The organism is Arthrobacter bambusae, from assembly GCF_022606295.1.
Taxonomy (GTDB): Bacteria; Actinomycetota; Actinomycetes; order Actinomycetales; family Micrococcaceae; genus Arthrobacter; species Arthrobacter bambusae_A.
This window is the reverse complement of record NZ_JAHHZS010000034.1, coordinates 34,182-45,284: the sequence shown is the minus strand read 5'-3', so window position 1 is coordinate 45,284 and position 11,103 is coordinate 34,182. Positions and strand designations below refer to the sequence as shown.

Annotated in this window: 10 protein-coding genes and 1 pseudogene; 6 read left to right on the top strand and 5 right to left on the bottom strand. The window is 63.2% G+C overall.

The window, feature by feature from the left end:
* A pseudogene (locus KNN17_RS18610) lies at positions 1–106 on the top strand (lipoyl synthase); the annotation flags it as partial.
* An 89-nt stretch (positions 107–195) separates the two neighbouring features.
* Entirely contained in the window at positions 196–960 is a 765-nt protein-coding gene (locus KNN17_RS18605) for a DUF4191 domain-containing protein (protein ID WP_241710371.1), read from the top strand.
* An 82-nt stretch (positions 961–1,042) separates the two neighbouring features.
* Here the strand turns inward: KNN17_RS18605 and KNN17_RS18600 are convergent, their stop codons facing one another.
* Positions 1,043–1,480, bottom strand: a complete 438-nt coding sequence (locus tag KNN17_RS18600) for an RDD family protein (RefSeq protein ID WP_241710370.1) — start codon at positions 1,478–1,480, stop codon at positions 1,043–1,045.
* 317 nt (positions 1,481–1,797) lie between these two features.
* Here KNN17_RS18600 and glnA point away from each other — a divergent pair, with 317 nt between their 5' ends.
* Both glnA and KNN17_RS18590 read left to right on the top strand, forming a co-directional pair.
* On the top strand, positions 1,798–3,222 hold the full coding sequence (gene glnA, locus KNN17_RS18595) for a type I glutamate--ammonia ligase (protein WP_078105547.1): 1,425 nt from the start codon (positions 1,798–1,800) through the stop codon (positions 3,220–3,222).
* 256 nt (positions 3,223–3,478) lie between these two features.
* Positions 3,479–4,225 (top strand): potassium channel family protein, encoded by a 747-nt coding sequence (locus tag KNN17_RS18590; RefSeq protein ID WP_241710369.1) that lies wholly within the window; start codon positions 3,479–3,481, stop codon positions 4,223–4,225.
* 97 nt (positions 4,226–4,322) lie between these two features.
* Here the strand turns inward: KNN17_RS18590 and KNN17_RS18585 are convergent, their stop codons facing one another.
* Positions 4,323–4,487, bottom strand: coding sequence for a DUF2207 domain-containing protein (locus tag KNN17_RS18585; protein ID WP_139359516.1), 165 nt, complete (start codon positions 4,485–4,487; stop codon positions 4,323–4,325).
* Positions 4,488–4,791: 304 nt separating this feature from the next.
* On the opposite strand from KNN17_RS18585, the gene KNN17_RS18580 reads away from it, so the two are divergent.
* Entirely contained in the window at positions 4,792–5,052 is a 261-nt protein-coding gene (locus tag KNN17_RS18580) for a hypothetical protein (RefSeq protein ID WP_241710368.1), read from the top strand.
* A 7-nt stretch (positions 5,053–5,059) separates the two neighbouring features.
* Here KNN17_RS18580 and KNN17_RS18575 read toward each other — a convergent pair whose 3' ends face one another.
* Genes KNN17_RS18575 through KNN17_RS18565 form a run of 3 tightly spaced genes read right to left on the bottom strand, consistent with a single transcriptional unit; the run spans position 5,060 to position 9,995 of the window.
* Entirely contained in the window at positions 5,060–5,581 is a 522-nt protein-coding gene (locus KNN17_RS18575) for a GNAT family N-acetyltransferase (RefSeq protein WP_241710367.1), read from the bottom strand.
* Between the two features lie 52 nt (positions 5,582–5,633).
* Positions 5,634–8,645: a bifunctional [glutamine synthetase] adenylyltransferase/[glutamine synthetase]-adenylyl-L-tyrosine phosphorylase gene (locus KNN17_RS18570; RefSeq protein ID WP_241710375.1), complete on the bottom strand. Its 3,012-nt coding sequence runs from the start codon at positions 8,643–8,645 to the stop codon at positions 5,634–5,636.
* Positions 8,646–8,654: 9 nt separating this feature from the next.
* Positions 8,655–9,995, bottom strand: coding sequence for a glutamine synthetase family protein (locus tag KNN17_RS18565; protein WP_241710366.1), 1,341 nt, complete (start codon positions 9,993–9,995; stop codon positions 8,655–8,657).
* A 190-nt stretch (positions 9,996–10,185) separates the two neighbouring features.
* Here KNN17_RS18565 and panB point away from each other — a divergent pair, with 190 nt between their 5' ends.
* The gene (panB, locus tag KNN17_RS18560; RefSeq protein WP_078105552.1) at positions 10,186–11,097 is read left to right on the top strand and encodes a 3-methyl-2-oxobutanoate hydroxymethyltransferase; all 912 of its coding nucleotides are present in this window, start codon (positions 10,186–10,188) and stop codon (positions 11,095–11,097) included.
* Positions 11,098–11,103: the final 6 nt, after the last annotated feature.

Below are 11,103 nucleotides of genomic sequence, written 5' to 3'. Positions count from 1 at the left end.
GAAAGGCCGCGAAATCCCCGCGCACCTCGCCCACATCGCCGAAGGCATCCAAGACTCCGGCACCACCCGCCAGGAAGCCCGCACCCTCCTCGCACACCACGCATAGCACGTCGGCAAAAGCACGGTCAAAGGACCGGATCCCGGACAAATCCGGCGTCCGGTCCTTTGGCATAAATCACGTAGAATTAAGGCACTATGGCGAAATCCCCTGATTCCAGCAACTCGACAACATCGGCTGCCGACGCTCCCAAGCGCGGCTTGTTTTCCCGCAAGCCCAAGGAAGCCAAGGCCAAGAAGCCGAGCCAGCTGAAGCAGATCGGCGAGGTCTTCAAGATGACCCGCCGGAACGACCCCATCGTCGTGTGGCTCATGCTGCTGGCGTTCCTCGGCGTCGTTGCTGTCAGCCTCATCGTCGGGCTCCTCCTGAACAACTGGATCACTGGCTTGATCATCGGCATCCCCTTGGGCCTGCTGGCAGCTGTCTTCATCCTCTCGCGCCGCGCGGAACGGGCTGCCTTCGCGCAGATCGAGAACCAGCCCGGAGCATCCGGTGCGGCGCTGGGGACCCTGCGCCGCGGCTGGATCACGGAAGACCAGCCGGTCGCCGTCAACCCGCGCACCCAGGACGCCGTCTTCCGCGCCATCGGCCGTCCCGGCGTCGTGCTGGTCAGCGAAGGACCTTCGCACCGCGTCAAGCCGCTGGTCGACGCCGAGCGCAAGAAGCTCTCCCGCATTCTGCCGAATGTCACCATTCACGTGATCGAAAGCGGCCGAGGCGAAGGCCAAGTGCCGATCAGCCAGATCGCAAAGACGATGAACAGGTACAAGAACGAGCTCACCAAGGTTGAGGTCGGCGCTGTCAGCAAGCGGATCTCTTCGCTGGGCAACCGCCTGCCGATCCCCAAGGGAATCGACCCCTACAAGGCACGCCCTGACCGCAAGGCAGCACGCGGACGCTAACTACAACGCCAGCCGCCCGTTCCTGGAATCCCCAGGAACGGGCGGCTTTATCGTCTGCTGTTATTCTTTGTCGCCGTAAAAGTTACATCCGAATGAGGATGGTATTCATGGCCCGGTCGTGGAGGCCGCGTTGGTCGGGGTCGAAAACGACCGCAGGAATCACCAGGCACAGGAGGACCGTCCTGACGAAGGCGGCCAAGGGCCCCGCTTGTGATCCTCCGAGCCGTACGACGTGGATCCCGGCCACCCGGTGCCCGATGCTGTAGCCCAGCGTGCCGATGAGAAGGATCTGCTCCACCGCAAACACTGCAAGCGTTGCCCATTGGTTGCCGCTGAAGGCAAAGTTGCTGATCGCCAGGGCAATGACCCAGTCAATGCAGATCGCCAGGATGCGGCGACCGGCCCGGGCCATGGAGCCGGGACCGGACTCGGGCAGGCCGAGCCGCGCTCCCGGGTACTTGGAAATTCCGGACGTGTCCGGCCCTGTGAGCCAAGAACCAATATCTTTACGATCAACCACACGTCAAGCTTACGGCTTCACTGCCCGATGCCCGGCGGCGGGGGCCGCGGGCAGTGGATCGTTCACGGTGCTCACAAGGAAACGGACACACGGACGAAAGACATAGACTGGCACTGCAGTAGACAAGTAGCGTTTACACGGCAGGCAGTTCTGTAACCTGCTCGAAACAATACTGACACTCCGGGGAAATCCCATTTCCCTATGGTTGGAGAAGTTGCTAGCCGCCGCTTCGGGGATACTTTTTTGTTTCCCTGCTTTCGGTTTGCGCTGGATCAGACGGCCCAAGGGCCTGTTACCTGTATGCGTTAGGAGCATAGATGTTCAAGACTGCGGACGAAGTCCTCAAGTTCATCAAAGACGAAGACGTAAAGTTCGTCGATATCCGCTTCACCGATCTTCCGGGCGTCCAGCAGCACTTCAATGTGCCGGCCAAGAGCGTCGACGCTGACTTCTTTGTCAACGGCCAGCTCTTTGACGGATCTTCCATCCGCGGTTTCCAGGGCATCGCCGAGTCCGATATGCAGCTCATCCCGGACGTCACGACGGCCTTCATCGACTCCTTCCGCATCGAGAAGACCCTCGCGTTGAACTTCTCCATCGTGAACCCGCGCACTGGCGACCCGTACCACCGCGACCCTCGAGGCGTTGCCGAAAAGGCCGAAGCGTACCTGGCCTCCACGGGCATTGCCGACACGGCATTCTTTGCCCCCGAAGCCGAGTTCTACGTCTTCGACAACGTCCAGTTCGAATCCTCCCCGCAGGGTTCCTTCTACAAGGTCGACTCGATTGAAGCCCCGTGGAACACGAGCCGCGAAGAAGAAGGCGGCAACCTCGGTTACAAGACCCCGTTCAAGGGCGGCTACTTCCCGGTTGCGCCGGTTGACCACCAGGCCGACCTCCGCGACGCCATGTGCATCGCCCTGGACGAAGCAGGCCTCGAAGTCGAGCGCTCCCACCACGAGGTCGGTGCCGCCGGCCAGGCAGAGATCAACTACAAGTTCACCACGCTGGTGCACGCAGCCGACGACCTGCAGAAGTTCAAGTACGTCATCAAGAACACCGCATGGGAGTACGGCAAGTCCGTAACCTTCATGCCGAAGCCGATTTTCGGTGACAACGGCTCGGGCATGCACTGCCACCAGTCGCTGTGGAGCAACGGCGATCCGCTGTTCTACGACGAGAAGGGCTACGCCGGCCTCTCCGACACCGCGCGCTGGTACATCGGCGGTCTGCTGAAGCACTCCTCTGCCGTGCTCGCGTTCACCAACCCGACGGTCAACTCCTACCGCCGCCTGGTCAAGGGCTTCGAAGCTCCGGTCAACATGGTCTACTCGCAGGGCAACCGCTCCGCCGGTATCCGCATCCCGATCACGGGTTCCAACCCGAAGGCCAAGCGCATCGAGTTCCGCGCTCCGGACGCCGCGTCCAACCCGTACCTGGCGTTCTCCGCCCAGCTCATGGCCGGCATCGACGGCATCCGCAACCGCATCGAGCCCCCGGCTCCGATCGACAAGGACCTGTACGAACTGCCTGCCGAGGAAGCCAAGGACATCCCCAAGGCTCCGGGCTCCCTTGAGGAAGCGCTTGAGGCCCTGCGCGAGGACAACGAGTTCCTGCAGGCCGGTGGCGTGTTCACCCAGGACCTGATCGACACCTGGATCGAGTACAAGTACGAGAACGAGATCCGCCCGCTGTCGCTGCGCCCGAACCCTTACGAGTTTGAGCTCTACTACGGCGTCTAGCCGGATCACGCGGCGAAATCGGGCATAGTCCGCAGACAGTCCGCAAGAATCCGCACACAGAAAAGCCGGCCTCAGGTTTCATCACCTGGGGCCGGCTTTTTCGTATGTCGGGGCTCGTTCGGACCACCTCGACGTTCCCGCCTGGAGCGCCGCCCACGGCTCCTTCCCCCACGTGCCTTGGGAGCAGCGTGACGACTCTGGAAGCCGTGCATGCCAGACGGCCTGTGGCGCATGAGTCTTGCTCTACGATGCATCCATGACTCAACAACTCTGGCGCCGCTACATGGAGTGGCCGCTCATTGTGGCAGCCCTGGTTTTCCTCGCGGCCTACTCCGTCCAAGTCATCGGCAACCTTCAAGAACGCGCATCCGGCGTGGTGGACACGATCGTCTGGCTTACGTGGGTGCTGTTCGTTGTGGACTATCTGGCAAACCTGGTCCTCGCGCCGCAGAGGGGACGGTGGTTCATCAGGAACCTTCATGAGCTCTTGATCCTCGCACTGCCTGTCCTGCGTCCTTTGCGCCTACTCCGGCTGGTGACCTTGTTGCGGGTGCTCCGAAAGACTGCCGGGACCGCGCTGAGGGGACGGATCGTCACCTTCGTGCTCGGAGCCGCCCTGCTCCTGACCTATTGCGGAGCGCTGGCTGTTCTCGATGTCGAAGAAAACGCTGACGGTGCAAATATCCGTAATTTCGGAGATGCCCTGTGGTGGGCGCTGGTCACAATTACCACTGTTGGGTATGGGGACCACTATCCGGTCACGTTCACGGGTCGATGCGTGGCGGCCGGCCTCATGGTCTGCGGCATCGCGGTCCTCGGAGTGGTCACAGCATCGGTCGCATCATGGCTGGTGGAGCAGGTTTCCCAAGGGGCGGCAAGTGCAACGGCAAAGGCGGAAGAACCCCTTCGACTCGAAGTCCGGCGGCTTTCCGAGCAGGTGGAACGGCTCGCCGCCCTCATCGAGACAGAAGGCGCGGCGCCGTCGGATCATCCGCGTCCATAGCTGCTTTGGTCAAAAAGAAGAACGGCTGTGTCCGTTAAGACACAGCCGTCCTTGCCGTAAAGACCCCGGATCGCCGGGGCCGGACCCCAAATTTTTCCTACACCCGCCGGCGCCCGCTAATCAACCTGAAGAGGAAGACGATAATCGCCAAGACGATCAGTATCGGGGCGATCCACAGAAGGAATCCCAGGGCCTTTACGGTTCCGCCAATGATAAAGAAAACGATCGCGATGACCGCGACGATTCCGAGGATGACATTCATGATGTACCTTCCGTTTCAGTCGTAAACATTCTGATGATTGCCTTTATCGTTGTGCAAACCTCAGCAACCTTACTGTAAGTATGCTTATTATTCTAATCCGGCAAGACCCTTTGACCCGATTGACGGCATAGGTGAGCGGGGGTCCGGCCAAACACCCGCATAGGTGAGCGAGCGTCCGGTTCTGCCAATCCGACGGCACTGTCGCCGCTGAGGACACCGTGGTACGTTCGGCATGATCAGGATGCTCAAGAGAGTCCTCATCCCTTCCGGCTCCTGGCGAAACCACTCAAAGCGGAGGCATACGATGACAACCTTGGTGATCTTCCATGAGGTCGACGACGTTGAGCACTGGCTGGGCTCACCGAAAAGGCAAGAGATCTTCGGACCCATGGGCTTCACGGTCCGCACGTTCGTGGATCCGGCAAAAACCAACCGGGTCGGGCTGATCGTCGAAGTCCCGGACATGGAAACGTTCCAACGAATGATGGAGTCCGACGCTGCGGCCGAGGCGATGAAGTACGACGGCGTGCGCCCGGACACAATCGTGACGCTCGTCGAGTCCTAGATACGGCCTAGTCGCCGAAACCCCGGTACATGGTCCATTGCGGGCCGGCGGATCCGCCCAAGTACCTGCCCGCTTCGACAAAACCGGCCTTTGCGTAGGCAGCCTTGGCGGCGGGATTGCGTTCGTTGACGGAAAGCACGACGCCGGCCTGCCCGCCGCCCAGCCTCGCGGTCAGCTTCTGTGCTTCCCGGGCAGCGGCCGCAGCCGACAGGGCGCCCAGCCCCCTGCCTTGGTGCGGCCGGTCGATCAGGAAGCCACGCAAGAGCCAGGCCGAGTGGTCGTCGGGCCATCCAGCCAAGGTTGCGGCACACGCCTGCAAGGTGAAGACTCCTACGGCGGCACCGGCCGCTTCGATCACGTACGGCAGGCGGCTTTCGTCCTCCAGACCCATGATCATCATCGTGAACGGGTCCCCGACGAAGTCTTCCTGTCCCGCAGCCAGTTCCATGGTGGCGACGTCGCCCAGCGTGACGGCGCGGGCGTCGTCGTCGAGGTCCTTCAGGGGAATGAGCCACACGGTTTCCGGCATCCTTCGAGCTTAGCCGTCGCAGCGCACTCCACGGCGCGGCCCAGGCCGGCGCTCACTGGCCGTAGAAGTCCTTCTCAAAAACGGCCCGGGTCCGCCGACTCAGGCGCAGATAGTCTTCTTCGAACACCGCGGCTTGCCCTGGAGCGTAACCACACCATCTCGCGACGGCCTCCAGATCCCTGCGGGAGGCCGGGAGGAGATCGGAAGCGCGCCCGGTGCAGATCACATTCGCGGAGCGGATACGGCTCGCGAGGCGCCAGGCTTTGCGAAGCAACACGATGTCACCCTTGGCGATCAAGTCCAACGACTCGATCGCGTCGAGGGCCTGAAGGGTGGATGTAGTCCGGAGTTGCGGCTGCTTCCCTGCGTGTTGGAGTTGCAGCAGCTGCACAAGCCATTCGACGTCGCTGAGTCCGCCCCTGCCGAGCTTGACGTGCCTGGCCGGGTCGGCGCCCCTGGGGAGCCTTTCCGACTCAACCCGTGCCTTCACGCGCCGGATCTCCCGCACATCCGTCTCAGGGAGCGATTCCGGGTAACGGATCGGGTTGATCAGCCGGACGAACTCGGCAGCCAATTCGTCGTTGCCTGCCATGGGTTGCGCCCGCAACAACGCTTGTGCTTCCCAGATGAGGGACCAGCGACGGTAATACTCGGCGTATGACTCCAGGGACCGGACCATGGCCCCGTTCTTCCCCTCGGGGCGAAGATCGGCGTCGACGGCGAGGACCCGCTCGGCCAGGATGGCCGGTTTGAGGGGTTGGGTCAGCAAGGTGGAAATATGTCCCACAATGGCAAGGGCTTGTTGCTGGGCCTCGGCTTCAGTCGCACCGGGAAGTGCGCGATGGACGTACATGACGTCGGCGTCCGAGCCGTAGCCAATCTCCCGCCCGCCCTGCCTGCCCATGGCAACCACGAGCACCTGTGTCTTGAGGGGCCCGTCGGAACCCACGATGGCCTCGGCGACATGCAGCGCGCCCAAAACGGCGGCCCGGTCGGCATCGGCCAATGCCGCGCCCACTGCGTCTTGCTCCAGGAGGCCCGCACTGTCCGCGATGGCTATCCGGAGGATTTCCCGGCGCCTGATGAGCCGGATCAGCCGCATCGCGTTCGCGGGATCGGCATGGCGCGACATCTTGGACTGGATTTCCTGCCACTGGGCTTCGAAGCTGAGCGGCAGGAGTTCCTTGTCGGCGCCAAGCCAGGCAACGGATTCCGGGGACACCTCCAGCAGATCGGCGATCAACCGTGAGTTGGAGAGCACATGGCAGAGCCGCTCAGCTGCCGCTTGGGAATCCCGGAGCATCCCGAGGTACCAGTGGGTGGTTCCGAGGGCTTCGCTGACGCGCCGGAAGGCGAGCAATCCGGCGTCGGGGTCTACGCCTTCGGCGAGCCAGCCGAGCAGGATGGGAAGCAGTTGCCGCTGCAGGGCGGCACGGCGGCTGACCCCCGCAGTGAGGGCCTCGATATGGCGCATGGCGCCTTGCGGGTCGCGATAGCCGAGCGCCGCAAGCCTTCCTTGGGCGGCTTCCGGAGTGAGGCGGGCATCTTCGGTGCTCAACTTCGCGGCCGTGTTGAGGAGCGGCCGGTAGAAGATGCGGTCGTGCAGTTCTCGAACAGAGCGTTTTGTCTTCTGCCAGGTTTCGATCAGGGCGTCCGGATGTGGCCGCCCCGTGGAAAAGGGCCCCAGGACCGCCTTCGCAAGGAAACGGAGGGACTCTTGGCTCGTAGGCATGAGGTGGGTACGGCGCATCTGGAACAACTGGATGCGGTGCTCGAGAACGCGCAGGTAACGGTAGGCGGCGTCGAAGGCAGCGGCATCGACCCGTCCGATGTAGCCGCCCGCGGACAGCGCGGCTATCGCCGAGGTCGTATCCCGGCAGCGGAGCGTTTCGTCGGACTTTCCGTGGACGAGTTGCAGGAGCTGGACCGTGAACTCCACATCGCGCAGGCCGCCGGGACCCAGCTTGATCTGGCGCTGTTCTTCCGCGGGCGCAATGTTGTTCGTCACCCTCCGGCGCATCGCCTGCACCGATTCCACGAAGCCTTCCCGCCCGGCCGAAGCCCACACGAGCGGCTGGACGGCTTTCTCGTAACGCGAACCCAGATCCCGGTCCCCTGCGATGGTCCGGGCCTTGAGGAGGGCCTGGAACTCCCAGCTTTCGGCCCACTTCGCGTAGTAACTCAAATGCGAGGGCAACGTCCGGACGAGGGGTCCCGATTTCCCCTCGGGCCGGAGGTTCGCGTCCACTTCCCACAAACCGGGTTCGGTCCCCGTGGACGAAATGGCGCGGGAGATCCCGGCGGCCAGGGCAGTCCCGATCGTCGCGGCCTCGGCGTCCTCCAGGTCCGGCGCCTCAATCACGTAGATGACGTCGACGTCGGAAATGTAGTTGAGCTCCCGGGCACCGCATTTGCCCATTCCGATGACGGCCAGCCCGACGCCGGCAATATCGGCGGGGTCGAAAGTCGCCGCGGCTTCTGCCCTGGCAACCGCCAAGGCCGCTTCTATCGCCGCACCGGCGAGGTCCGCTAGTTCGGCGCCGACGGCGGGCATGAAGTCCTGGGGACTGGCTGCGCAAAGGTCCTTGATGGCCAGTTCGGTGAGCCCGCGCCGGTAGGCCGTCCGGAGGGCGGCATAGGCGGAGGCTCCCGTCGTCGCGGCAACGGGCCTGGGCGAGTTGGGATCTGCCTTCACCGATCGGAGAAGCTTCCTCCGCAGCTCACCCGCATCGGCGGACAAAGGTTCCGGGCTGACGCGGACATCGAAGACGTCCAGGTGTTCCGGATGCCTGATCAGGAACTCCCCCAAGGCCTCGGATGCCCCCAGCAAGCGGTAAAGCGGCTCACTGCGATCCGGGTGCTCCCCCGCGAGCTGCCTGAGCGAGGGATGCTTCTCAATCAACCGGACGAGCGACTGGAGCGCGGTGTCAGGGTTCGCGCTCAGGTGCAGACCGGCAAAGATCGTTTCCTGGTCGATGCCGTCGAGTTCACGCGCGGCAAGGAAACGTTCACCTTTCTCAAGATCGCTGAAGCCGGCCGAGATGAGCCGGCGGGCCAGGCTCACACTCACGGCTTAGAGAATGCCGAGATTGCGCTTGAGCTCGTAAGGCGTGACCTGGAGCCGGTAGTCCTGCCATTCCGCACGCTTGTTGCGCAGGAAGTGGTCAAAGACCTGTTCGCCGAGGATGTCAGCTACGAGTTCCGAATCCTCCATGGCGCGGATGGCATCGTGCAGGCTTGCCGGCAGCGGAGTGTGACCCATCGCCTTGCGCTCGGCCGAGGTCAGCGACCAGACGTCGTCTTCCGCGGCGGCCGGAAGGTCGTAGCCTCCTTCGATACCCTTGAGTCCTGCCCCGAGCAACACGGCGTAGGCGAGGTAAGGGTTGGTGGCGGAGTCAATCCCGCGGTATTCGATCCGTGCGGACTGGCCCTTGCCCGGCTTGTACAGCGGGACGCGAACCAGGGCAGAACGGTTGTTGTGGCCCCAGCTCAGGTAGCTGGGCGCTTCGCCGCCGCCCCAGAGACGCTTGTACGAATTGACGAACTGGTTGGTGACGGCGGTGAATTCCGGAGCGTGGCGCAGGATGCCGGCGATGAACTGGCGTGCCGTCTTGGACAACTGGAATTCGGCGCCGGCTTCGTAGAAAGCGTTCGTGTCACCCTCGAACAGCGAGAAGTGCGTGTGCATGCCCGAGCCAGGGTGGTCGGTGAACGGCTTCGGCATGAACGTGGCGTAGGTGCCCTGCTGCAGGGCCACTTCCTTGATGACCGTGCGGAAAGTCATGATGTTGTCCGCCGTCTGGAGGGCGTCCGCGTACCGGAGATCGATCTCGTTCTGGCCGGGTCCACCTTCGTGGTGGCTGAACTCCACGGAGATTCCCACGGATTCAAGCATGGTGACGGCCGTGCGGCGGAAGTCCTGTGCCACGCCGCCCGGCACGTGGTCGAAGTAGCCGCCCTCGTCAACGGGAACAGGGACGCCGTTGGCGTCGAGGTCCTGGGACTTGAGGAGGTAGAACTCGATCTCAGGATGCGTGTAGCAGGTGAAGCCCATGTCCGCTGCCTTGGCGAGGGTCCGCTTGAGCACGTTCCGGGGGTCGGCGGCCGACGGCTCGCCGTCGGGGGTCAGGATGTCGCAGAACATCCTCGAGGTCTGCTCGGTTTCACCGCGCCACGGCAGGATCTGGAAGGTGGAGGGGTCGGGCTGCGCCAGCATGTCGGACTCGAAAACCCTCGCGAGGCCCTCGATCGCCGAGCCATCGAAACCCAGGCCTTCTTCGAAGGCGCCTTCCACTTCTGCCGGCGCAAGAGCCACCGATTTCAGGGAACCGACGACGTCGGTAAACCACAAGCGTACGAAGCGCACATCACGCTCTTCGATAGTTCGCAGAACGAACTCTTGCTGGCGGTCCATGGGGCCTCATTTCCGGGTCAACGTCCATGCCGCGGATTCGGAATTCGAAGCCGACGACAACTCAGCATTCACTCTACTAAGCATTGGCCCGGATTGGCTGCACCCCTGGTTCGCGTAACACAGCGTTTACAAATGTGAGGCTCCCCATGCGCCGGTGGCTAGGACGGCCGGTACCGCATACGCTCTATTCATGGCCCCAAGCAACAGTTCCGATTCCAGCATGCCCGCCGAAATTCCTGCTCCTTACGGAACGGGACCTGCCGCTGCAGGTTCCGGGGCTTCAGCGGATGCTTCGACGCCGAAGCCCGCCGCAAGGATCCGCACCCATCACCTTCAACAGGCCAAGGCCAAGGGTGAGCGCTTTGCGATGTTGACTGCCTACGAGCAGTACACGGCAGAGATTTTCGACCAGGCCGGCATCGAGGTCCTGCTGATCGGCGATTCGGCTTCCAATAACGTCTTCGGGAACGAAACCAGCCTCCCCGTGACTGTCGACGAACTCCTCCCCTTGTGCCGCGCGGTGGCCCGATCCGCCAAGCGTGCCTTGGTCGTGGCCGATCTGCCCTTTGGCAGCTACGAAGTGTCACCCGAGCAGGCAGTGGCAACAGGCGTCCGCTTCCTGAAGGAAGGCTTGGCGCACGCTGTCAAGATCGAAGGCGGCGCGTTCTACGCCGGAACGGTGCGGGCCATGGTCCAGGCCGGCATTCCCGTCATGGCACACATCGGCTTCACTCCGCAGAGCGAACACTCACTGGGCGGCTACCGCGTCCAGGGCCGGGGCGAAGACTCCTCGCGCCTGGTCGAAGACGCCGTTGCCCTTGCAAATGCCGGAGCATTCTGTGTGCTCATGGAGATGGTCCCCGCGGACACGGCTGCCGCCGTCGACGCCGCGATCGAGGTTCCCACCATCGGAATCGGCGCAGGCAACGCGACCACGGGACAGGTTCTGGTGTGGCAGGACATGGCCGGGCTCCGCGGCGGCAAGATGGCCAAGTTCGTCAAGCAATATGCGGACCTGCGCACCACGCTGAGCGACGCTGCGAAGGCCTACGCCGACGACGTCAGGTCCGGCCAGTTTCCCGGCCCGGAGCACTCTTTCTAGGACCGG

Excerpts from the sequence above, each read along its gene's own strand:
- KNN17_RS18605 (WP_241710371.1), top strand. The coding sequence starts at position 196 with ATGGCGAAATCCCCTGATTCCAGCAACTCGACAACATCGGCTGCCGAC.
- glnA (WP_078105547.1), top strand. The coding sequence starts at position 1,798 with ATGTTCAAGACTGCGGACGAAGTCCTCAAGTTCATCAAAGACGAAGAC.
- KNN17_RS18590 (WP_241710369.1), top strand. The coding sequence starts at position 3,479 with ATGACTCAACAACTCTGGCGCCGCTACATGGAGTGGCCGCTCATTGTG.
- KNN17_RS18585 (WP_139359516.1), bottom strand. The coding sequence starts at position 4,487 with ATGAATGTCATCCTCGGAATCGTCGCGGTCATCGCGATCGTTTTCTTT.
- KNN17_RS18580 (WP_241710368.1), top strand. The coding sequence starts at position 4,792 with ATGACAACCTTGGTGATCTTCCATGAGGTCGACGACGTTGAGCACTGG.
- KNN17_RS18575 (WP_241710367.1), bottom strand. The coding sequence starts at position 5,581 with ATGCCGGAAACCGTGTGGCTCATTCCCCTGAAGGACCTCGACGACGAC.
- KNN17_RS18565 (WP_241710366.1), bottom strand. The coding sequence starts at position 9,995 with ATGGACCGCCAGCAAGAGTTCGTTCTGCGAACTATCGAAGAGCGTGAT.
- panB (WP_078105552.1), top strand. The coding sequence starts at position 10,186 with ATGGCCCCAAGCAACAGTTCCGATTCCAGCATGCCCGCCGAAATTCCT.